Origin of the sequence: Streptomyces sp. NPDC058375 (genome assembly GCF_042723425.1) — a bacterium.
Classification (GTDB): domain Bacteria; phylum Actinomycetota; class Actinomycetes; order Streptomycetales; family Streptomycetaceae; genus Streptomyces; species Streptomyces durocortorensis.
This window is the reverse complement of sequence record NZ_JBHXJG010000018.1, coordinates 26,840-47,874: the sequence shown is the minus strand read 5'-3', so window position 1 is coordinate 47,874 and position 21,035 is coordinate 26,840. Positions and strand designations below refer to the sequence as shown.

The window sequence follows — 21,035 nt, the reverse complement described above, 5'->3', positions numbered from 1 at the left end:
GCCCCGGGCAGGGGGTCGCGGCACACCGGTGGGGCCATTCGGCGGCAGCCGGGATGACGTGCGACGATGTGCGGCATGTCGCAGCAGTCCCCCGATCGGAGCACCGCCCCGCCGCCCGCACGCCCCGACGCCTCCATGTCGCTGCTGAACAATGTGATGGACCACAGCCTCGACGACGGGTACGCGGAGGCCTCGGCGCGGCGCAAGGCCGACGGGAGCGCGGGGCTGCCCCGTACGCTCAAGTCGAAGCTCGGCCTGGCCGCCGGACTGGTGGTGGCCGCCCTGGTGGTCACCCTCGGCGCCGCCGAGGCGCGGATCTCCGCGCCGGTCGTCGCCAAGGAGCGCGAAGAGCTGATTGACCGCATCGACGCCGAGACGGAGGCCGCGGACACGCTGGAGTCGGATGTCGACAAGCTCCGCTTCGATGTGAGCGAACGTCAGCGCAAGGCCCTTGAGCAGCACGGCGGGGACCAGGGACAGTTGGTGGCCCTCCTGGCCGGTGCGACTCCGGTCGAGGGCCCCGGCGTGAAGCTGATCGTCGACGACGCGAAGGACACCGCCCAGGGCGGGGACGGGCCGCGCGAGTCCTCGGGCTTCGCCGACACCGGACGGGTGCGCGACCGGGACATGCAGCGGGTCGTCAACGGCCTGTGGGAATCCGGTGCCGAGGCCATCGCCATCAATGGGCAAAGGTTGACGGCGCTGTCGGCCATCCGGGCCGCCGGCGACGCCATACTGGTCGACAACAGACCGCTCGTACCGCCGTACACGGTGCTCGCGGTGGGGGACGGGAAGAAGCTCGCGACCGCGTTCCAGGAGAGCGCCGACGGCCTGTACCTGCAGGCGCTCAAGGACAGCTTCGACATCCGCACCAGCATCTCCGACCAGGCGAAGGTGCAGCTTCCGGCAGCGCCGAGCCTGATCGTCCGTACAGCAGAGCCGAAGGCCGCCGGCAGTGGTGCGGCAGACACAGGGAAGGGCACATCGTGATCGCCGTACTGGGCCTCGTCGTGGGAGTCGTGGTCGGACTGTTGGTCCGGCCCGAGGTGCCGGCGGTGGTCGAGCCCTACCTGCCGATCGCGGTGGTCGCCGCGCTCGACGCCGTGTTCGGCGGTCTGCGGGCCATGCTCGACGGCATCTTCGTCGACAAGGTCTTCGTGGTCTCCTTCCTCTCCAACGTCGTGGTGGCCGCGCTGATCGTCTTCCTCGGCGACAAACTGGGTGTCGGTGCTCAGCTCTCCACCGGTGTGGTGGTCGTGCTCGGCATCCGGATCTTCTCCAACGCCGCCGCGATCCGTCGGCACGTCTTCCGGGCTTGAGGCCGATGAACAACGACGAGAACCCCCGCAGCGAACAGCCGGAGGGCGGCGCGTCCGTCGCCCCGGACGCGTCCGCGACGCCGCCCGCCCAGGAGGTGTCCGGCCGGCAGCGGCTGAAGGCGGGCCTGTGGCCGCCGCGGCTGAGCCGGGCCCAACTCATCGTCGCCGTGCTGCTGTTCGGGCTCGGTCTGGGGCTCGCCATCCAGGTGCGGTCCACCAGCGACGACAGTGCGCTGCGCGGCGCCCGGCAGGAGGACCTGGTCCGCATCCTCGACGAGGTCGACGACCGGACCCAGCGCCTGGAGGACGAGAAGCAACGCCTGGACGACCAGCGCACCGAGCTGGAGAACAGCTCCGACCAGGCCGAGGAGGCGCGGAAGCAGACGCTGGAGAAGGAACGCCAGCTCGGCATCCTCGCGGGCACCGTGGCGGCACAGGGCCCCGGCATCACGCTGACGATCACCGACCCCGCGCGTGCGGTCGCGCCCGACATGCTGCTCGACGCCATTCAGGAGCTGAGGGCGGCGGGGGCCGAGGCGATCGAGGTGAACGGCGTCCGGGTGGTGGCCAACACGTACTTCTCCGGGGACGCCGGGGACGTCCAGGTCGACGGCAAGAAGATCGAAGCACCGTACGAGTTCACGGTGATCGGCAAACCGCAGGATCTGGAGCCCGCCCTCAACATCCCCGGCGGTGTGGTCCAGACGCTGGAGAAGGAGCAGGCCACGGTGCTCGTGGAGCGGTCCGACGACATCGTCGTGGACGCCTTGCGACCGGTGCAGCGGCCTGACTACGCTCGGTCGTCGTCCCCGTGAGCGGGGCGAGCGGGAGGGCCGGTCGACCGGGTCGGACGGTTGCGGGGGGTCGCCGCACCGGATTGGTGGTGCGTGGTGGAAACTGTCGGGTGGATACGGACGTTGTGAAGATGTCCGGGTCGGCAGGTGTGTTCATTCAGGGTTCGTCCTGCCCCACGGGCGGGTCTATGTCGGTCAAGGGGAAACGCCCGTGAAGTTGTTTGCGAAGTTGTTCGGGAAGAGTGCACGCGAGGACAGCAACAATGCTGCCCGCCACCGCGCGCCGCGCCACGGTCAGGGCGAGGAGCAGGAGGCGGAGCGTCCGCTCTTCCGAGACGAGGTGTCCGGCGCCCCGGGGGGTGACGGCGTGTCGTCTGTTGACCCTGCCGGTGCCGGGCGCATAGGTTTCGGCGCACCATCAGCCTCGAGTACGGGTGGAGGGTTCACCCCGGAGGGCTCGTCGATGCCCGTCTGTACGAGGTGCGGTCACCGCAACGCGGAGGCCAGCAAGTTCTGCTCCAACTGCGGCGCGCCGCTGCGGGGCGGCGTTCCCGAGCGTCCCTCGGAGACGACGTCGACGATCTCCATCTCCGGTCTCGAGGCGTACGAGGCGGAGGCGACGGGCCAGACCGCTCTGCCCTCGCTCTCCCCCGAGGCCCAGGCCGCGGTCGACGCCCTGCCCGGGGGCTCGGCGCTGCTGGTCGTACGGCGCGGTCCGAATTCCGGCAGCCGCTTTCTGCTCGACAGCGACCTGACCACGGCCGGCCGTCACCCGCAGAGCGACATCTTTCTCGATGACGTGACCGTGTCGCGGCGTCATGTGGAGTTCCGCAGGAGCCCGGACGGTAGCTTCACCGTGGGTGATGTCGGCAGCCTCAACGGCACCTACGTCAACCGTGAGCGCATCGATTCGGTCCCGCTGTCCAACGGCGACGAAGTCCAGATCGGAAAGTACCGCCTGGTCTTCTATGCGAGCCCGCGGGGCGTGTGACCAGCCCCCGGACTCCGTCCGGGGGAACCCCCAGGAAGGCCCATGCTGCGAACACCGACAGGCGGTGCCGGACACGGCACCGCCACCGCGGAAGCGCACCCGATGAGCATCGGAACGGTGCTCATCCAGCTGCGCGAGGAGTTTCCCGAAGTCACCATCTCCAAGATCCGGTTCCTGGAGGCCGAGGGGCTCATCGAGCCGCAGCGCACTCCTTCCGGATACCGGAAGTTCGCCCCGCGTGATGTGGAGCGCCTGGCGCAGGTGCTCCGCATGCAGCGGGACCACTACCTGCCGCTGAAGGTCATCCGGGAGCACCTGGACGCGCTGGCCCGGGGGGAGCAGCCCGTCCTGCCCTCGCCCGGTGAGCGGCGGGACCTCGCCGACGGGGTGTGGGAGACCGGCCCCGGCGCGGCGACCGCCGCCCGGATCGGGCGGGCCGAGCTGCTCGCGGCCGCCGAGGTCGACGAGGAGCGGCTGACCGAGTGGGAGTCCTACGGGCTCATCGTCCCGTCCCCGGAGGGCGGCTACGACGCCGAGATGGTGACCGTCGCCAAGCTGGTGGCGGATCTGGGGCGTTTCGGTCTGGAACCACGTCACCTTCGGGCCATGCGGGCCTCAGCGGACCGGGAGGCGGGCCTGGTGGAGCAGCTGGTCGCACCCCTGCGCCGGCACCGTAATCCGCAGACCAGAGCCCATGCCGAGGCCACCGCGAACGAGCTCGCCGAGCTGTCCGTACGGCTGCACGCGGCCCTCGTGCAGAGCGCTCTGCGCGGCCGTCTGCACTGACCTCGGCGGAGCCCGACTACCCAAACATGGCGAGCACGTCCTAGGGTTGCTGTGTGAACGAGCTCGACGTTGTCGGTGTCCGGGTGGAAATGCCCTCCAACCAACCGATCGTTCTCCTGCGTGAAGTGGGAGGCGACCGGTACCTCCCCATTTGGATCGGTCCTGGGGAGGCGACCGCGATTGCCTTCGCCCAGCAGGGCATGGCTCCCGCCAGGCCGCTGACCCATGATCTGTTCAAGGATGTGCTCGAGGCCGTGGGCCAGGAGCTCACCGAGGTCCGCATCACGGACCTGCGCGAAGGGGTCTTCTACGCGGAGCTCGTCTTCGCCAGCGGAGTCGAGGTGAGCGCGCGGCCTTCCGACGCCATAGCGCTCGCCCTGCGGACCGGCACGCCGATCTACGGCAGTGACGGCGTGCTGGACGACGCGGGCATCGCGATCCCCGACGAGCAGGAGGACGAGGTGGAGAAGTTCCGCGAATTCCTCGACCAGATCTCTCCGGAGGACTTCGGTACGAACAGTCAGTGACCGTCCCGCAAGGGGGTGCCGTCAGCGCATCCGACAAGCCTTTCCCGGAAATGAGACACGGGAAACCACCCTCAGGGTGATTATCACTCGGCGTGCCGAGTGTGGCGATCGTTGACGCACCCCGAGTGACTGCCTACCTTCGAGTGGGCAGGTCAAGGACGGAGGTCGGCGTGAGAAGCAGCGGCGACGGTACGGCGGCGGGTGGGCCGTATCCGCAGCACGGCAGTGGAGCCGACCACGCCATCAGGCAGCCGGCTGCGCCGGCAGCCGTGGCAGCGGGTGGCGTGGCAGCGGCGAGCGATGCCGGCGACATCGGCTATCGCGGACCGACGGCGTGCGCGGCGGCGGGGATCACCTACCGCCAGCTGGACTACTGGGCCCGCACAGGACTGGTCGAGCCCAGTGTGCGCCCGGCCTACGGGTCGGGAACCCAGCGTCTCTACAGTTTCCGGGACGTGGTCCTTCTCAAGATCGTCAAGCGGTTCCTGGACACCGGGGTCGCTCTGCAGAACATCCGCACCACGGTCCAGCATCTGCGGGCCCGCGGTTTCCAGGATCTCGAGCGCATGACGCTGATGAGCGACGGGGCCACGGTCTACGAGTGCTCCTCGCCCGACGAAGTCGTCAGCCTGCTCCAGGGCGGGCAGGGCGTCTTCGGGATCGCGGTCGGCGTCGTCTGGCGGGACGTGGACGCGGCGCTGTCGCAGCTGCACGGCGAGCGGGTCGACACCGGCGAGACGCTCGTCGGCCACAACCCCGCCGACGAGCTGGCCCGGCGGCGTAACCGCGCGGGCTGAGCACCCGGGCGAGCGGCACGATGCGACAGCACGACGGACACGGGACGGTCCGGCGCCCCACGGGGCGCCGGACCGTCCCGTTGTCAGTGCCATAGGGCAGCATCGACGGTGTGAGACCCGCGCCCACCATCCTTCACCTGGACATGGACGCCTTCTACGCGTCGGCGGAGCAGGCGGCCAAGCCGAGTCTGCGCGGCAAGGCGGTCGTGGTGGGCGGCCTCGGCCCGCGTGGAGTGGTCGCCACCGCGTCGTACGAGGCCCGGCGCCTCGGTGTGCACTCGGCGATGCCCACCGCGCAGGCCCGGCGGCTGGCGCCGAACGCGGCCTACCTGGTGCCCCGCTTCTCCCTGTACCGCACGGTGAGCGACCAGGTGATGGAGCTTCTGGGCCGGCTGTCGCCCCTGGTGGAGCCGCTCAGCCTGGACGAGGCCTTCGTGGACCTGGAGGCCGGCGGGACGGCGGACGACTCGGCCTCGGCCCGCGCGACGGGCGAGGGGCTGCGGGCGGCCATCCGGGCGGTGACCGGCCTCAGCGGATCCGTCGGACTGGCCGGTTCCAAGATGCTCGCCAAGATCGCTTCCGAGGAGGCCAAGCCCGACGGGCTGTTCGTCATCGAGCCGGGCACCGAGCGCGAGCTGCTCGCCCCCATGTCCGTCCGCATCCTGCCGGGGGTCGGACCGGCCACGGGCGACCACCTCCGACGCGCCGGGATGACCACCGTCCACGACCTGGCAGAGGCGGGCGAGGCGGAGCTCGTACGGCTGGTCGGCAAGGCCCACGGCCACGGGCTCTACCGGATGGCGCTCGGGCTCGACGACCGGCCGGTGGTCGCCGAGCGGGACGCCAAGTCCGTGTCGGTGGAGGACACCTTCGACGTGGACCTGCACGACCGGGTGCGGGTGCGTGCCGAGGTGGAGCGGCTGGCCGTACGGTGCGTGGAGCGGCTGCGGTCCGCCGACCGGTCGGGCCGCACGGTGGTGCTGAAGGTGCGCCGCTACGACTTCTCCACCTTGACCCGCTCCGAGACGCTCAGGGGCCCCACGGACGACCCCACCGTGGTCCGCGAGGCGGCGGGGCGGCTGCTGGAGTCCGTCGACACCACCGGCGGCGTACGGCTGCTCGGGGTCGGCGTCACGGGGCTTGCCGACTACACGCAGGAGGACCTGTTCGCCCAGGCCGCCGACGCCCGGGAGCTGGCACAGCGCACCCAGGAGCACCGGGCGCCGGTGGAGGGGGGCGGGGAGGAAGCCGCTCCGGAGCCCGAGCCGGACAGCGCGGAGCTGCTCGCCGCGCGGCGCTGGCCCGCCGGACACGATGTGCACCACGAGGAGCACGGGCACGGCTGGGTGCAGGGCAGCGGGATCGGCCGGGTCACCGTACGGTTCGAGGAACCGGGGAGCGCGCCCGGCCGGGTGCTCACGTTCCGGATCGACGATCCGCTGCTGCTCCCCGCCGACCCGCTGCCGCTCGTCCGCGAGGCGCCCGACTACTCCTCCTGGCCGGCCAGCCTGCCGAAGTCCCGGTCGGACGCGGAATCCTCCGTGGGCGGGGAGTCCAGCCCGTAATGCCGGTAGAGCTGCAGTTCCTGCTCGGGCGAGAGGTGCCGGCCGACGCCGAAGTCCGGCGCGCCCTTGATCAACGCCCGGTCGAAGGGGACGCGCAGCGCGTCCTCGACGAACTCGCTGGGCTCCAGCGGGACGAAGGCGTCCCTGCTGAACAGGCCGGTGCGCACGGCCGCCCACTCGGGCACACCCGTCGCGTCGTCGAGATAGACCTCATCCACCGTTCCGATCTTGGCGCCCTTGCGATCGAACGCCTTGCGGCCGATCAGGCGACGCGGATCGATATCGGTCTGCACGGTGCCTCCCACTGGTCGCGGCTGCTCAGGGTGGTTCCCGTCGCCCCACCAGCACCACAGAAGTGCAGATCCGTGGCGTCGGCCACTCGAGAGCTCCGGCGCGGTGGCCGCTGGTAGGCTGGCAGTGGCTGCTGACCCCGTGCGGGAGAGTCCTCCGGTGCAGAATCCGGAGGCGCCGAAGGAGCAACTCCTCCCCGGAATCTCTCAGGCCCCCGTACCGCACGGACGAGGTCACTCTGGAAAGCAGGGCGGATCCGTGCGGGCGCAGGCCCGAATGGACTCGACCCTCACCGACGGTGAAAGTCGGCACGCCCCCGGGCGGGCCGGTGAAGCTCTCAGGTTGAGATGACAGAGGGGGAGGCCGTTCGGGCACCCGCGCCGTGGTGCCCCTCGCAGGTCGTGACAGACCAGGAGGCCTCCACCATGACCCCCCGTCGCACTCCGCTCTCCCAGCTGGAGCAGGGTATTCCGTTCGAGCAGCGCCACATAGGGCCCGACGCCGGGGCCCAGGCGAAGATGCTCGCCCAGGTCGGCTACGGCTCCCTCGACGAGCTCACCGCCGCCGCGGTGCCCGACGTGATCAAGAGCGCGGAGGCCCTGAATCTTCCTTCGGCGCGCACCGAGGCGGAGGTGCTGGCCGAGCTGCGCTCGCTGGCCGACCGCAACCAGGTGCTGGCCCCGATGATCGGCCTCGGCTACTACGGCACCTTCACGCCGCCCGTCATCCTGCGCAACGTCATGGAGAACCCCGCGTGGTACACGGCCTACACGCCGTACCAGCCGGAGATCTCCCAGGGCCGGCTCGAAGCCCTCCTGAACTTCCAGACGATGGTCGCCGAGCTGACCGGGCTGCCCACCTCCGGCGCCTCCCTGCTCGACGAGGGCACCGCGGCCGCCGAGGCGATGGCCCTCGCCCGGCGCGTCGGCAAGGTGAAGAAGGGCGTCTTCCTGGTCGACGCCGACACCCTGCCCCAGACCGTCGCCGTGATCGAGACCCGCGCCGAGCCCACCGGTGTCGAGGTCGTCGTCGCCGACCTGAGCGACGGCATCCCCGCCGAGATCGCCGAGCGCGGCGTCTTCGGCGTCCTGCTCCAGTACCCGGGCGCCTCCGGTGCCGTCCGCGTCATCGAGCCCGTCATCGAGCAGGCCCACGAGCTCGGCGCGATCGTCACCGTCGCCGCCGACCTGCTGGCCCTCACGCTCCTCACCTCGCCCGGCGCGCTCGGCGCCGACATCGCGGTCGGCACCACCCAGCGCTTCGGTGTCCCGATGGGCTTCGGCGGCCCGCACGCCGGCTTCATGGCGGTCCGCGAGAAGTTCGCCCGCTCCCTGCCCGGCCGCCTCGTCGGCGTCTCCGTCGACGCGGACGGCAACAAGGCCTACCGCCTGGCCCTCCAGACCCGCGAGCAGCACATCCGCCGCGAGAAGGCCACCAGCAACATCTGCACCGCGCAGGTCCTCCTCGCCGTGATGGCCGGGATGTACGCGGTCTACCACGGCCCCGAGGGCCTGCGGACGATCGCCCGGCGCACCCACCGCCTCGCCGCGATCCTGGCCGACGGCCTGCGCAGCGCCGGGGCCGACGTCGTGCACGGCGCGTTCTTCGACACCCTGACCGTGCGCGTGCCCGGCAAGGCCGCCGACATCGTCGCGGACGCCCGCGAGCGCGGGGTCAACCTCCGCCTCGTCGACGCCGACCACGTCTCCGTCGCCTGCGACGAGACCACCACCCGCGCGCAGATCTCCGCCGTCTGGGCCGCCTTCGGCGCCGAGGGCGACATCGAGGCGCTGGACGCCACGGTCGCCGACGCGCTGCCCGAGGCGCTGCTGCGCTCCGACGCCATCCTGACCCACCCGGTCTTCCACCAGCACCGCTCCGAGACCGCGATGCTCCGCTACCTGCGCAAGCTCGCCGACCGCGACTACGCGCTGGACCGCGGCATGATCCCGCTCGGCTCCTGCACGATGAAGCTGAACGCGACCGCCGAGATGGAGTCGATCACCTGGCCCGAGTTCGGCGCGCTGCACCCCTTCGCCCCGGGCGAGCAGGCGCAGGGCTTCCTCACCCTCATCCGTGAGCTGGAGGAGCGCCTCGCCGAGGTCACCGGCTACGACGCGGTGTCCCTCCAGCCGAACGCCGGCTCCCAGGGCGAGTTCGCGGGTCTGCTGGCCGTCCGCGCGTACCACCGGGCCAACGGCGACGAGCAGCGCACCGTCTGTCTCATCCCGTCCTCCGCGCACGGCACCAACGCCGCCAGCGCCGTCATGGCGGGCATGAAGGTCGTCGTGGTGAAGACCGCCGACGACGGCGAGGTCGACATCGCGGACCTGCGCGCCAAGATCGAGCAGCACCGCGACGAGCTGGCCGTTCTCATGATCACCTACCCGTCCACGCACGGGGTGTTCGAGGAGCACGTCGCCGACATCTGCGGCGAGGTGCACGATGCGGGCGGCCAGGTCTACGTCGACGGCGCCAACCTCAACGCGCTGGTCGGGCTCGCCAAGCCCGGCAAGTTCGGGGGCGACGTCTCGCACCTCAACCTGCACAAGACCTTCTGCATCCCGCACGGCGGCGGCGGCCCCGGCGTCGGCCCGGTCGGCGTCCGTGCCCACCTCGCCCCGTACCTCCCCAACCACCCGCTCCAGCCCGCCGCGGGCCCGGAGACCGGTGTGGGCCCGATCTCGGCCGCCCCGTGGGGCTCGGCGGGCATTCTGCCGATCTCGTGGGCGTACGTCCGTCTCATGGGCGGCGAGGGCCTCAAGCGGGCCACTCAGGTCGCCGTGCTGGCCGCGAACTACATCGCCAAGCGGCTGGAGCCGCACTTCCCGATCCTCTACAACGGCCCGGCCGGGCTGGTCGCGCACGAGTGCATCGTGGACCTGCGCCCGATCTCGAAGGCGACCGGCGTCTCCATCGACGACGTGGCCAAGCGCCTGATCGACTACGGCTTCCACTCGCCGACCATGTCGTTCCCGGTGGCCGGCACGCTGATGATCGAGCCGACCGAGAGCGAGGACCTCGCCGAGCTCGACCGGTTCTGCGACACCATGATCGCGATCCGCGCCGAGATCGAGAAGGTCGCCTCGGGGGAGTGGAGCAAGGACGACAACCCGCTCGCCAACGCTCCGCACACCGCCGCCGCGCTCGGTGGTGACTGGGACCACGGCTACAGCCGCGAGGAGGCCGTCTTCCCGGCCGGGGTGTCCGCCGCGGACAAGTACTGGCCGCCGGTCCGCCGGATCGACGGGGCCTTCGGCGACCGGAACCTGGTCTGCTCCTGCCCCCCGCTGGACGCGTACGACGACTGAGGCAGCCTGTCGTAGGGCGTGCGCCGGGAGCGGCGTGCGCCGGACATGCGTCGGGGCCGGTGCGGAGTTCTCTCCGGGCCGGCCCCTTTTTCCGTACGACTTCTTCCGTACGGCCGCTCTCAGGCGGCCTTCACCACGCGGCCGGCTGCCAGCGGCCGGTGCGGGGCGATGATCTGCCCGTCGGGCAGCAGTTCGCCGGTGTCCTCGAAGAGCAGGACGCCGTTGCACAGGAGGCTCCAGCCCTGTTCGGGGTGGTGGGCGCTCAGGCGGGCGGCCTCCCGGTCGGGTGAATCGGCGGTGGGGCAGGTGGGCTGGTGCTGGCACATGGATGGGTTCTTTCGCTGCGTCGAGTCGAATGTCGTGCGGCTGGATGAGGTGTTCATGGCCGCCCCCGTATCAGTCGGTCCGGTCCCAGTGTTGCCCTACGGGGAAGATTCCGCAGGGATTTCGCTGCAGCACCCGTACTCCTCCCATGACGCATCACCCGCGCGGACGGTTCACCGCAACTGCACTGTCCCTTTGGGTGGTTCGGGGTGGCCGGATGGGGCTAGTCCGAGTGGGCAGCACAGCGCCCCCGCGGCGACCCCTCGCGCCGGCCCGGTGTCCGGGCGGTGCGGGGTCGCCGCGGGGGCGCTGTGCCGGGGCGGCGCCTGTCAGGCCGAGCTGAGGAGCGGCCCGGGGGCCACGCGCAGCGAGATGACGGGCAGTAGATCGGCGACCCGGTGCGGTCGATGGGCGGCGATGCCCGGCGGGGCCGGCGCCAGGGGCACCAGGACGTCCGTCGGCGCGAGCACCCCGCCGGCGGGATCGGCCTCGGTGTCGCCGTGCAGCCAGAGGGTGAGCATGTACAGCTCCGGGATGGACAGCAGCCGCGCCTGGCAGCCGGTGGCTGACGCCTCCGCCTGCCGGACGGCCAGCTCGGTCGAGGCGAGGTAGGGCCCCTCGAAGAAGTGCGAGAATGTCCAGCCGTCCGGGGTGAGCACGGTGTCCGCCGCGGCGACCGCGCGGCCCTCGCTCCGGATCAGGAAACGCCAGGCCGCGAGGCGTGTCAGCGGTGCTTCCCCGGTGGGAGCGATCCGGTCCAGCACATGCACGGGAAGCGGTAGTTCGGGGCTCAGCGGTCCCTGGACGGACCGGAGGGCGGAGGTTCGGGCTTCGCGGACGGCGGTGGGAGAACCGATGGCCGCGAGAACGCTGCGCAGGGCGGGCGCGGGAGCCGAGGGGACATGCAGCGGCATAGTGGGTCGCCTCTCACTTCGGAGACACGGTGGAGCTTGGGCGGGTGCAGACGGCGCTGTCGGCGTGCGGGCCAGAGGAGGCCGGTGACGGGCGAGTCGAATCAACTCTCTGCCTCGTTGAGCGGAGTTTATATGACGCGTGTTCACACAGTGTTTCCGCTAGCAGGCGGGGATATGTCGCACAAGGCGTCATCCGGCCTTCGAATCGCGGTATTCCTGATGATTTGATCTGACCCGGTCGGTGTCGACCTGGCACCCTTCCGGTGGCACGGACGGCCGAAACTCGTCGGCGTTTCCACCACGCATGCACCGGCCGAAAATGCCCGGTGCCGCATGCCGTGCGAATGTGCCTCCGGTCTCCCTCAACCAGACTATCGGGTATCGGAGGCCCGTGGGGGCGTTACGGATCACTCCCGCTGGGCATTATCGATCGTGATGCGAGCGGCCTGGGCCGCGGGCCGCCCACTGGAGGAAGGACCCCTCGATGGGGGAGAAGGTCGTGGCGGGAGCCTTTGACCTGTCCGATCGACAGGCATACCGCACGAAGCTCAACCGGTGCCTGGAGGGGCTGGGCAGACTCCTCGCGGAGCGGAGGTTCGACCGGCCGCGGAACCTGATGGGGCTGGAGATAGAGCTGAATCTCGCGGGCTCCGACGGGATGCCCCGGATGATGAACCAGCAAGTGCTCCAGCGCATCGCGAGCCGGGATTTCCAGACCGAACTGGGGATGTTCAATCTCGAAGTGAATATCGTTCCGCACCGCCTCGGCGGGCGCGTATTCGATCAGCTCTCGGAGGAGTTGCGGACCGGCCTCGCCTATGCGCACCGCAAGGCGGGGGAGGTGGACGCGGGGATCGTGATGATCGGAATCCTGCCCACCCTGGGGGAGCACGACGTGGTGTCCGCGAATCTCTCGGACGTGGACCGCTACACCCTGCTCAACGACCAAATGGCGGCCGCCCGGGGGGAGGATTTCGCCCTGGATATCGAAGGCGTCGAGCGATTGGTCTGCACCTCGCCCTCGATCGCCCCGGAATCGGCCTGCACCTCGGTGCAGCTGCATCTCCAGGTGACGCCGGCCCGGTTCGCCGACGTCTGGAACGCCGCCCAGGCGATCACCGGCGTCCAGATCGCGCTGGGCGCCAACGCCCCCTTCCTGTTCGGCAAGGAGCTGTGGCGGGAGTCCCGGCCGCCGCTGTTCCAGCAGGCCACCGACGTACGGCCGCCGGAGCTGGTGAACCAGGGGGTGCGTCCCAGGACCTGGTTCGGGGAGCGCTGGATCGGCTCCGCGCACGAGCTGTTCGAGGAGAACCTGCGCTACTTCCCGCCGCTGCTGCCGATCTGCGACGACGAGGACCCGCTGAAGGTGCTCGACGAGGGCGGGGTGCCCGAGCTGGGCGAACTGGTCCTGCACAACGGCACCGTCTACCGCTGGAACCGCCCGGTGTACGGGATCGCCGACGGCGTTCCCCATCTGCGGGTGGAGAACCGCGTCCTGCCCGCCGGGCCGACGGTCACCGATGTGATCGCCAACGCCGCGTTCTACTACGGGCTCGTGCGGGCGCTCGCCGAGGAGTCGCGGCCGGTGTGGAGCCGGCTGCCGTTCGAGGCCGCCGAGGAGAATTTCACCGAGGCCTGCCGGCACGGCATCGAGGCCGAGATGCTCTGGCCCCGGTCCGGCCGCTCCGGCGGGCTGGCCAGGATCCCCGCCGTACAGCTGGTGCTGGAGGAACTGCTGCCGCTGGCCGCCGCCGGGCTGGACGCCTGGCACATCGAGCCCGCGGACCGGGACCGCTATCTCGGCGTGATCGAGGAGCGCTGCAAGCGGCGCGTCAACGGGGCCTCCTGGCAGGTCGCCACGTACGACCGGGCCCTGGACGCCGGGCTCGGGCGGGAGGCGGCACTCGCGGCCATGACGCGCCGCTACGCCGAGCTGATGCACGCCGGGGAGCCGGTCCACACCTGGCCGGTGGGGTTCCCGGCGCCCTGAGGGCCGGCGGCTCGCGGGGGAGTGACGGGCCGGCTCGTGGCCCCGTCACTGCTGTGCGGCGCGCGGCCCGGGGGGTTTGCGGGAACCGTCACTCCTGGGCGGCGCGGCCGTTCTGGCCCGCCGCCATGATGGCCTGGAGGATCACCGCCTGAATCTCCGCCGGGTCGCTCACCTCGTAGCCGTCGCCGCCGGTGACCCGGGCGATCTCGGCGACCTCGTCGCGGTCCGCGTCCGGGCCCACCGCGATCGCGATGACCGGGACGGGGCGCTCCGGGTCGACGAGCTTCTTCAGCTCCGCTACGAGCCCGCTGCGCGAGACGCTGTTCGTGTCCTGGTTGGAGCCGTCGGTGAGGATCACCAGGGCGTTGAACTCCCCCTTCACTTACGTCGACCGGGCCTCCTTGTACGAGGCCGGCGTCGTGTCGTACAGCCCCGTCGCACCACCCGGCACCGGCCGCAGCCCCGCGAACGCGGCCGTGAGCTTTTCCCGGTGGGTGCCGCCGCCCTCGGCCTGATCGCCGAGCCGTTTCGTCTCCATGAGCCGCCGGCAGTCCTTCTCGCCGTCCAGCGTGGGGGCGAACTCCCACAGCCCGATCTCGTCGTTCGGGGTGAACTGGCCCAGCGCCTGGATCAGCGACTCCTTGGTGACGTCCATCCGGGACCGGTTCCGGCCCGGCACCGGCACGAGGGTCGCCATGGAGCCGGAGGCGTCGACCACCGTGGTCAGCCGGGCGTTCTGGACGGTGATCGTCCACATCCCGAGCGTCTCCCGCAACGCCTCCGCCGAGGGAGCCTCCGCGGCCGGTCCGGCGTACGGCTGGGGCTTTCTGCCGCCCGCCGCCGCGACGAGGGAGTCCTTCGCGATCCCGTCGCCGGCCCGGAATCCGTGCCGGGTGAACGTGGCCCGGGCCTCCGGGTCGCCCAGCAGGTTCATGAAGCGCAGGGCCGCGCGGGACTCCGCGGTACTCAGCCGCGCCCGTTCACCAGCTCGGACGGGTAGTCCAGCAGCGGAGTTCCGTCCTCGGGGTAGAAGAGGTCGAGCTTGCCGGCGCCGGTCGCCTCCGTGTTGTGCGCGAAAGCGGCCTGCTCGGAGATCAGGACCGCCTGGTTGCGCTTCGGATTGCCCTCCTCGGCCCCGGACGTGCTCCGCGCCAGGGTCTCCAGCACCCGGGCGTTACCGTCCGACATCCGCTCGGCGAGCACCTTCGCGGTCTGGGCGACCCGGGTGTCGCTGTCCCCGCCCTGCCGCGCGGACGAGGCGCCGATGCCGGAGAGCGCCAGCAGCCCGGTGGCGCTGCGCGCCGGGTCCGCGGCGCCGAGCCGCACCCGGTCCGAACCGAGGGTTCCGGCGACCAGCTCGGCCCAGGTGTACGTCTTGCCGGGCCAGCCCAGCGACCGTGAGGCGGACGGCACCACGGCCAGGGCCACCGGGGAGGAGGCCACCGAATCGGACGGGGATACGGGAACGCCCTCGCCCAGCCCCTTGGCCCGCTCCAGCCGCAGGTCGGAGTCGGGCAGCCAGACCTGGAAGTCGGGTTCCGCGTCGCCCGCCGCGAGGGCCTCGGCGACCTTGTGCGAGTCGCGGGCCAGCACCTCCACCGCGAGGCAGTGGCCGTCGGCCTTCACCTCGGCCGCGCGGGCCTGCTCGGCCACGGAGCGTACGGCGGGGGCGATGTCCGGGGACGCGACGACGGAGAGGTGCACGGCGGAGTCCTCGCAGGACTCGGAGAACGACAACAGGCCGCCCTTGGCCGCTACCGCCGTCCCCGTCGCCACGGCGAGGACGAGCAGGGTGGCGATGACGACCGTACGACGCCGGCGCCGGGTGCTCGGGTGGCCCCGGCGTCCCTCCGCCGCGTAGCCGTCGGGCAAGCTATGACGTCCCAAGTCGGTGGTACCCCTCCTTGAGGATCACACAAGGAAAAGGGGAACCCGGCCATCAGCGATGGTGGTCGTCCCCCGGCCTGTCGCGCATGATCTTCGTACCTGTATTCGAGACCCTGGCGGGACGGTCGGTGGGATGAGACGCGATTGCAGAACAAAAGGCAGGTGTACAGGTGGAGGCCGGGCGCGTGGCTGATTCTTTTCCCCAAGAGGCCGTGTCACGAAGGATCCTGCGGTCCGAGGTGGTGCTGGTCCTGGCGCTCTCCCTGGGGGCCAGCGCGGTGTCGGCTCTCATCAGTTTTGTCGGATCCCTGACGAAACCGGGAGGATTGAAGGACCAGGCGGCGACGCTCAACGGCTCGTACGCTCCGGGCCGTCCATGGCTTGATCTGGCATGGCAAATGTTCGGGATCGCAACGGCTCTGGTGCCGGTCGCGTTGGTCGCGCATCTGCTGATCCGGGAGGGGGCGGGCCTGCGGGCCATCGGCTTCGACCGGGCCAGGCCCTGGTTCGACCTCGGCCGGGGAACCCTGGTCGCGGCCGGCATCGGCAGCGCCGGCCTCGCCTTCTACCTCGTGGCCCGCGCCACCGGGTTCAACCTGACGGTCGTCCCCGAATCCCTGCCCGAGGTCTGGTGGAAGTTCCCCGTACTGATCCTCTCGGCGATCCAGAACTCCGTGGTGGAGGAGGTCATCGTCGTCGGGTATCTGCTGCGCAGGCTGGGGCAGTTGGGCTGGACGCCGATGGCCGCCCTGGTGGCCAGCTCCGTACTGCGCGGGTCGTACCACCTGTACCAGGGGATCGGCGGCTTCATCGGCAACCTGGTCATGGGCGTCGTCTTCGTGCTCCTCTACCGGCGCTGGGGCCGGGTGGGCCCGCTGGTCGTCGCGCACGCGCTCCTGGACATCGGGGCGTTCGTCGGATACGCCCTGCTCGCGGGGCGGGTGGACTGGCTGCCGACGCCCTAGGTGTATTGACCCGCAGGGTTGTTGACGCGGGTGATGGGTGGGTGGCCTCCGAGTGCGGTGGGTGCGGTGGTGGTTGTAGGTGTGGAGGAAGTCTGCCAGGGCTGCTGTGCGCTCGTCGTTCGAGGTGTAGGGCCGTTGGTAGGCCCACTCCTCGGCGAGGGTGCGGTTGAAGCGTTCGGCTTTGCCGTTGGTCTGGGGGCGGCCGGCCTGGCGGCCCAGGGTCCTGTGGCCGCCGCCTTCGGGGATCCGGCCGAGCTTCTTCACGTCGACGTGAATCAGCTCGCCGGGGCGTTCACGCTCGTAGCGTCGGACGACCTGGCCGGTGGGCCGGTCGAGGAGGCTCAGGCGGTTGAGGCCGTGCCGGGTGAGGACACGGTGCACCGTCGAGGCGGGCAGCCCCAGGATCGGCCCGGGTCGTGCGGGTCCGAGCTTGCGGTCCTGGCGCAGGCGGCATATCCGGGCTTCGGTTGCGGCAGTGGTTCGGTGGGGTGTCCGGTGTGGGCGGCTGGAGCGGTCGATGAGTCCGCCTTCGCCCTCGCAGTGCCAGCGCCGGAGCCACTTGTGGGCGGCGGGACGGGAGATGCCCATCTCCGCGGCGACGTACGGCAACAGGACGGCCAGAGCGGACACGGTCGACGAGCAGTCGCCTGCCGTGAACGGTCAGCCGGGCATTACGGTGGGACACGAAGGCCTCCGTGCGGTGAAGATTCGACACCTCCACCACACACGGGGGCCTTCGCCATGAGCCCAGCCGGCGTCAACAACGCTCATGATCAATACACCTAGGGCCTGCTCCGGGGTTCAGAAGGTGGTGAGCAGTTCGCCGTCGATCACCGTGACCGCGGTGCCGGTCAGCAGGGTGCGCTCGCCGCGCAGCGCGGTGCGGACCAGCCCCGAGCGGGCGGATGCCTGCAGTCCGGTGAGGTCGTCGCGGCCGAGGCGGGCCGACCAGAAGGGGGCCAGCGCGGTGTGGGCGCTGCCGGTGACCGGGTCCTCGTCGATGCCGACGCCGGGGAAGAAGCACCGCGAGACGTAGTCGTAGCCCCGGGCGGGGTCCTCGGCCGCGGCGGTGGCGATGATCCCGCGCCGGGAGTGGGCCACCAGCGCGGCGAAGTCCGGGGCGAGTGCCCGTACGGTCGCCTCGTCGCGGAGTTCGACGAGCAGGTCGCCGATGTGCTCGCCGGTGTCGTGCACCGATACGGGGTCCGCCCCGAGGGCGTCGGCCAGGCCGTGCGGTACAGGCTCCTCGGCCAGCGGGGCGGTGGGGAAGTCGAGGGTGAGGGAGCCGTTTGGGTGGGCGGTCGCGGTCAGGATCCCGCAGCGTGCGGCGAAGCGCACCGGGCCCGTGGCCAGGCCCGTGGTGTGCAGGACGTGGGCGGTGGCGAGCGTCGCGTGCCCGCACATGTCCACCTCGGTGGCCGGGGTGAACCAGCGCAGCGCCCAGTCGGCCGTGCCGCCCGGCGGCAGCGGGTGGGCGAAGGCAGTTTCGGAGAGGTTGACCTCGGCGGCGATCTCCGAGAGGCGTTCGGCGGCCGGGAACGCGCCGCCCTCCAGGAGGAGCACGCCGGCGGGGTTTCCGGAGAAGGGGCGGTCGGTGAACGCGTCGACGATACGAATCCTCATGCGGCGACCGTAGATTGCCTGTGCGGAGACGGGCCAAGGCCAATTCCGGGTGTCTGGCCCCTGCCCGCCGCGTCCGCCGGGGATCCGCCGGTCACCGATGACTCCCCGGGCCCGGGAGAGTCACCAGGAGGAGAGAACGTACGCACTCTCCATTGGAGGGCGTACGCACCCGGGAGCAGGAGAGAGTGGCATGCGCACCCTTGCGATCACCCAGAACATCACCGTCGACGGCTCGGTCGAAATGATCACGGACTGGTTCGATCCGCAGGGCCAGGCGGGCGAGGACATGAGCGACGTGCTGGAGGAGAGCCATCGCCAGGACGACCGCGCCGACGCGCTGCTCCTCGGGCGGCGGACGTTCGAGGACTTCCGGGGCTACTGGCCGCTGCAGACGGATGACCCCACGGGTATCACCGCCTACCTCGACCGGGTGGCCAAGTACGTGGTCTCCAGCAGCCTCACCGACCCCGGGTGGCAGAACTCGACGGTGCTGAAGGGCGACCCCGTCGAGGAGGTCCGCCGGCTCAAGGCCGAGGAGGGCGGCAAGGACATCGTCCTCACCGGCAGCATCACCCTGGCCCACGCGCTGATCGCGGCCGGACTGGTCGACGAGTACCGCCTCTTCGTCTATCCCACCGTCCAGGGCCGCGGCCGGGGCCTCTTCCCCGACGGCTACGAGGTGCCCCGGCTGCGGCTCCTGGAGTCGAGGGCGTTCCGCAGCGGGATCACCCTCCAGCGGTACGCCCCGGCCTGAGCTCGGCCGGGGTACGCCCGGGGCGGGTGTCGAGCGACCAGGTGTGCGTGCAGCAGGGGCACTGGAGGTGCAGGAACGGACCGTTGTCGGAGATCAGATAGCGCCAGTGCGCGCGGCATGTGCGGCGGTCCGCACAGGTCGCGCAGTGGCCGGTGTCGTCGCAGGCGGGGCAGGCCACCCAGGCGCGGCGGGCGATGTCCGCCTGCGGATCACTGGGCAGCCGCACGGCCCGGGTCCTCGTCCGGCAGGACACCGGCGGCCACCAGCCGGTCATAGGTGCGCTGCTGATCGGCGTCCAGCCCCGAGTAGAGCAGGGCGTGGGCCTCGTTCTCGCTGCGGAGAGCGGCCACCGGATCCCAGTCGGGCCCCCGTGCGGCGACGACCTCGGCGCGTCGCCGTGCTTCCTCGAAGGTCAGGTCAAGGTCAGGTCGATGGTGAAGGGGGTGAGCTCGGCTGTCCTGTCCTGGTTCATGGCTGCTCTTCCGGCGCGGGGGGTGAAACCTCACCACCTGTACCAGGCCTCCGCGACGCCGGGGAAGGGTGACCTGAGTCGCCAGGCGGGGCTTCGGACTCGCTGTCCCGGGGCTGCGTCCTCGGACGGACGGGCGAGGACGGGCTGCTGTCCGTACAGGGGTGCTCACGGTGGTCCGGTTCGCGCGCGGCCCTGTGGCGCGCGTCATCTCGCGGGTCTCCGTCCCAGGCGGGCGAGCGTCCCAGGCGTGCGAGCGGGGAGGCCGCCATGACGGCGGGGGACAGCATCATGCCCGCGGCCGTCACCAGGAGGGCGGCGCGCAGATCCCACTCCTGCGCGAGGAGGCCGCCGAGCAGCGAGCCGAGCGGGGTGAGACCCATCCCGACGAAGGTGATCGTCGCGGCCGCACGTCCCTGCATCCCGTCAGGTGTGACGGCCTGCCGCACCGACATGAGCGTGACGTTCACCAACTGGCTGAAGGTCCCGAAGACGAAGTTGACGGCGAGGAGCACGACAACCGTCGCGGCCGAGGAGCCGTGCAGGGCCGGCACGCACAACAGCGCCCCGTTGCCGAGCGCCGCCGCCGACAGGAGCACCCGGCCGTGGCCGAGCCGGCCCGGCAGCCGTGCGGCCAGGACGGACCCCAGCAGCGCGCCCGGCCCGGTCGCCGCGAGGGCGAGGCCGATGGTGGCGCCCGTCAGATGCAGTTCGCGCGGGAGGAAGAGCAGGTAGACGGTCATCGTGGCCGCGAAGAAGAGCTGGAAGGCGGCCGAGGCGAGGCACACGGCCCGCAGCCAGGGGTTTCCGGCCACGAAGCGAAGGCCCTGGTGGATCCGGTGCCGGACCCCGGCGGCTCGTTCCGGGTGCTCCCCGGCCGGTGCCACGCGCTCGGGTGCGGCCTCGGACCGGCGGATCCGCCGCAGGGACACGAACGACACCGCGAAGAACAGCGCGCCGGAGGCGGTGGCGACCGGCGCCGACAGCAGCGACACCAGCGCACCGCCGAGCGCGGGACCGCCGATCTGCGCCGCGGACCGGCTGCCTTCCAGCGCGCTGTTGCCCTGGACGAGCTGGTCGCGCCGCACCATCCGTACGAGGGAAGCCTGATACGCCACGTCGAAGAGGACGGACAGGGCTCCGACGGTGAACGCGACCACGAACAGCGTCGGCAGGCCGAGCAGCCCGAGGAGTCCGGCCACGGCGGCCGCGCCCAGGGCGACGGTGCGGGCGGCGTCGGTGAGCACCATCACCGTGCGGGCCCGCCACCGGTCCACCCACGCACCCGCGAGGAGTGCGAGCAGCAGGATCGGCGCCTGCCCCACCGCGCGGAGAGCGCCCAACTGGCCCGCGCCCGCGTCGAGCGTCAGGACGGCGAGGAGCGGCAGCACGACGAGCGTCGTGTGTTCGCCGAGCTGGGAGGCCGTCTGCCCGGCCCAGAGCAGGCGGAAGTCGCCGTCCCGCCACAGGCGCGACGGCATGGAGGAAGAAGAAGGGGAGGCGGAGGAGGCAGGGGAGGGCACAGGAAACCTCTGGGGTCGCCGAACGAGAACCGCAGCCCCGCGCGCGGAGGCGCGCCCGGGCAACGGGCGGGGAAAGGGCTCGCTGTGCCGCGACCTTGAGGGCAGCACGCGATGACGGGCCGATCCGGCCTACGACGTCAGCGCGCGCTCGGACGACCGGGCATGTCTCTCCTCCGTGGGGGTCACGCGTCTCCGGAACGCTAGC

At 71.3% G+C, this 21,035-nt stretch carries 18 protein-coding genes, 3 pseudogenes and 1 riboswitch; of the genes and pseudogenes, 12 read left to right on the top strand and 9 right to left on the bottom strand.

What is annotated here, in order from left to right; all coding sequences use genetic code 11:
- The first annotated feature begins 75 nt into the window (after positions 1-75).
- The 8 genes from ACFWM7_RS05440 (at position 76) to ACFWM7_RS05405 (ending at position 6,779) form a co-directional block, all read left to right on the top strand.
- Positions 76-990 carry a DUF881 domain-containing protein gene (locus ACFWM7_RS05440; RefSeq protein ID WP_383255349.1) on the top strand — a complete coding sequence of 305 codons (915 nt, stop codon included), beginning with the start codon at positions 76-78 and terminating at the stop codon, positions 988-990.
- Positions 987-1,319, top strand: coding sequence for a small basic family protein (locus ACFWM7_RS05435; RefSeq protein WP_003970459.1), 333 nt, complete (start codon positions 987-989; stop codon positions 1,317-1,319). The genes ACFWM7_RS05440 and ACFWM7_RS05435 overlap by 4 nt, the downstream gene beginning before the upstream one ends.
- Before the next feature lie 5 nt (positions 1,320-1,324).
- Complete coding sequence (locus ACFWM7_RS05430; RefSeq protein ID WP_383255347.1) at positions 1,325-2,134, top strand: DUF881 domain-containing protein; 810 nt, start codon at positions 1,325-1,327, stop codon at positions 2,132-2,134.
- Between the two features lie 190 nt (positions 2,135-2,324).
- Positions 2,325-3,104 (top strand): FHA domain-containing protein, encoded by a 780-nt coding sequence (locus ACFWM7_RS05425; protein WP_383255345.1) that lies wholly within the window; start codon positions 2,325-2,327, stop codon positions 3,102-3,104.
- 42 nt (positions 3,105-3,146) lie between these two features.
- The gene (locus ACFWM7_RS05420; RefSeq protein WP_383255344.1) at positions 3,147-3,890 is read left to right on the top strand and encodes a MerR family transcriptional regulator; all 744 of its coding nucleotides are present in this window, start codon (positions 3,147-3,149) and stop codon (positions 3,888-3,890) included.
- A 53-nt stretch (positions 3,891-3,943) separates the two neighbouring features.
- On the top strand, positions 3,944-4,417 hold the full coding sequence (locus ACFWM7_RS05415) for a bifunctional nuclease family protein (RefSeq protein ID WP_006123076.1): 474 nt from the start codon (positions 3,944-3,946) through the stop codon (positions 4,415-4,417).
- A gap of 170 nt (positions 4,418-4,587) precedes the next feature.
- Positions 4,588-5,214: a MerR family transcriptional regulator gene (locus tag ACFWM7_RS05410; protein ID WP_383255341.1), complete on the top strand. Its 627-nt coding sequence runs from the start codon at positions 4,588-4,590 to the stop codon at positions 5,212-5,214.
- 110 nt (positions 5,215-5,324) lie between these two features.
- The gene (locus ACFWM7_RS05405) at positions 5,325-6,779 is read left to right on the top strand and encodes a DNA polymerase IV (RefSeq protein WP_383255339.1); all 1,455 of its coding nucleotides are present in this window, start codon (positions 5,325-5,327) and stop codon (positions 6,777-6,779) included.
- Here ACFWM7_RS05405 and ACFWM7_RS05400 read toward each other — a convergent pair.
- Positions 6,701-7,072, bottom strand: a complete 372-nt coding sequence (locus tag ACFWM7_RS05400) for a PRC-barrel domain-containing protein (protein ID WP_383255338.1) — start codon at positions 7,070-7,072, stop codon at positions 6,701-6,703. The genes ACFWM7_RS05405 and ACFWM7_RS05400 overlap by 79 nt on opposite strands.
- 132 nt (positions 7,073-7,204) lie before the next feature.
- Positions 7,205-7,302, top strand: a riboswitch (glycine riboswitch).
- A 193-nt stretch (positions 7,303-7,495) separates the two neighbouring features.
- Here ACFWM7_RS05400 and gcvP point away from each other — a divergent pair.
- Positions 7,496-10,381, top strand: coding sequence for an aminomethyl-transferring glycine dehydrogenase (gene gcvP, locus ACFWM7_RS05395; protein ID WP_383255336.1), 2,886 nt, complete (start codon positions 7,496-7,498; stop codon positions 10,379-10,381).
- Positions 10,382-10,500: 119 nt separating this feature from the next.
- Here gcvP and ACFWM7_RS05390 read toward each other — a convergent pair whose 3' ends face one another.
- Both ACFWM7_RS05390 and ACFWM7_RS05385 read right to left on the bottom strand, forming a co-directional pair.
- Entirely contained in the window at positions 10,501-10,707 is a 207-nt protein-coding gene (locus tag ACFWM7_RS05390) for a DUF5999 family protein (protein ID WP_205083960.1), read from the bottom strand.
- A gap of 327 nt (positions 10,708-11,034) precedes the next feature.
- Positions 11,035-11,619, bottom strand: coding sequence for a hypothetical protein (locus tag ACFWM7_RS05385; RefSeq protein WP_356561583.1), 585 nt, complete (start codon positions 11,617-11,619; stop codon positions 11,035-11,037).
- Between the two features lie 484 nt (positions 11,620-12,103).
- Here ACFWM7_RS05385 and ACFWM7_RS05380 point away from each other — a divergent pair, with 484 nt between their 5' ends.
- The gene (locus ACFWM7_RS05380) at positions 12,104-13,609 is read left to right on the top strand and encodes a glutamate--cysteine ligase (RefSeq protein ID WP_383255333.1); all 1,506 of its coding nucleotides are present in this window, start codon (positions 12,104-12,106) and stop codon (positions 13,607-13,609) included.
- Positions 13,610-13,697: 88 nt separating this feature from the next.
- Here the strand turns inward: ACFWM7_RS05380 and ACFWM7_RS05375 are convergent.
- A pseudogene (locus tag ACFWM7_RS05375) lies at positions 13,698-15,481 on the bottom strand (substrate-binding and VWA domain-containing protein).
- 200 nt (positions 15,482-15,681) lie between these two features.
- Here ACFWM7_RS05375 and ACFWM7_RS05370 point away from each other — a divergent pair.
- Positions 15,682-16,461, top strand: coding sequence for a CPBP family intramembrane glutamic endopeptidase (locus tag ACFWM7_RS05370; protein WP_383255331.1), 780 nt, complete (start codon positions 15,682-15,684; stop codon positions 16,459-16,461).
- Here the strand turns inward: ACFWM7_RS05370 and ACFWM7_RS05365 are convergent.
- Positions 16,458-17,146 (bottom strand): annotated as a pseudogene (locus tag ACFWM7_RS05365) (integrase core domain-containing protein). The gene ACFWM7_RS05370 and the pseudogene ACFWM7_RS05365 sit on opposite strands and share 4 nt — an antisense overlap.
- Positions 17,147-17,262: 116 nt before the next feature.
- The gene (locus tag ACFWM7_RS05360) at positions 17,263-18,084 is read right to left on the bottom strand and encodes a PhzF family phenazine biosynthesis protein (RefSeq protein WP_383255329.1); all 822 of its coding nucleotides are present in this window, start codon (positions 18,082-18,084) and stop codon (positions 17,263-17,265) included.
- Positions 18,085-18,274: 190 nt separating this feature from the next.
- Between ACFWM7_RS05360 and ACFWM7_RS05355 the strand changes: the two genes are divergently transcribed.
- Complete coding sequence (locus ACFWM7_RS05355) at positions 18,275-18,838, top strand: dihydrofolate reductase family protein (protein WP_383255327.1); 564 nt, start codon at positions 18,275-18,277, stop codon at positions 18,836-18,838.
- Here ACFWM7_RS05355 and ACFWM7_RS05350 read toward each other — a convergent pair.
- From ACFWM7_RS05350 to ACFWM7_RS05340, 3 genes and pseudogenes are all read right to left on the bottom strand, one after another.
- The gene (locus ACFWM7_RS05350; protein WP_383255325.1) at positions 18,810-19,064 is read right to left on the bottom strand and encodes a hypothetical protein; all 255 of its coding nucleotides are present in this window, start codon (positions 19,062-19,064) and stop codon (positions 18,810-18,812) included. The two genes, ACFWM7_RS05355 and ACFWM7_RS05350, sit on opposite strands and share 29 nt — an antisense overlap.
- Positions 19,048-19,518, bottom strand: coding sequence for a DUF6400 family protein (locus tag ACFWM7_RS05345; protein WP_383255324.1), 471 nt, complete (start codon positions 19,516-19,518; stop codon positions 19,048-19,050). Before ACFWM7_RS05345 ends, ACFWM7_RS05350 begins: the two co-directional genes overlap by 17 nt.
- A 28-nt stretch (positions 19,519-19,546) precedes the next feature.
- Positions 19,547-20,788, bottom strand: a pseudogene (locus tag ACFWM7_RS05340) (MFS transporter); the annotation flags it as partial.
- Positions 20,789-21,035 lie beyond the last annotated feature (247 nt).

Excerpts from the sequence above, each read along its gene's own strand:
- ACFWM7_RS05420 (WP_383255344.1), top strand. The coding sequence starts at position 3,147 with ATGCTGCGAACACCGACAGGCGGTGCCGGACACGGCACCGCCACCGCG.
- gcvP (WP_383255336.1), top strand. The coding sequence starts at position 7,496 with ATGACCCCCCGTCGCACTCCGCTCTCCCAGCTGGAGCAGGGTATTCCG.
- ACFWM7_RS05380 (WP_383255333.1), top strand. The coding sequence starts at position 12,104 with ATGGGGGAGAAGGTCGTGGCGGGAGCCTTTGACCTGTCCGATCGACAG.
- ACFWM7_RS05390 (WP_205083960.1), bottom strand. The coding sequence starts at position 10,707 with ATGTGCCAGCACCAGCCCACCTGCCCCACCGCCGATTCACCCGACCGG.
- ACFWM7_RS05345 (WP_383255324.1), bottom strand. The coding sequence starts at position 19,518 with ATGACGCGCGCCACAGGGCCGCGCGCGAACCGGACCACCGTGAGCACC.
- ACFWM7_RS05385 (WP_356561583.1), bottom strand. The coding sequence starts at position 11,619 with ATGCCGCTGCATGTCCCCTCGGCTCCCGCGCCCGCCCTGCGCAGCGTT.
- ACFWM7_RS05430 (WP_383255347.1), top strand. The coding sequence starts at position 1,325 with ATGAACAACGACGAGAACCCCCGCAGCGAACAGCCGGAGGGCGGCGCG.
- ACFWM7_RS05355 (WP_383255327.1), top strand. The coding sequence starts at position 18,275 with ATGCGCACCCTTGCGATCACCCAGAACATCACCGTCGACGGCTCGGTC.
- ACFWM7_RS05360 (WP_383255329.1), bottom strand. The coding sequence starts at position 18,084 with ATGAGGATTCGTATCGTCGACGCGTTCACCGACCGCCCCTTCTCCGGA.
- ACFWM7_RS05440 (WP_383255349.1), top strand. The coding sequence starts at position 76 with ATGTCGCAGCAGTCCCCCGATCGGAGCACCGCCCCGCCGCCCGCACGC.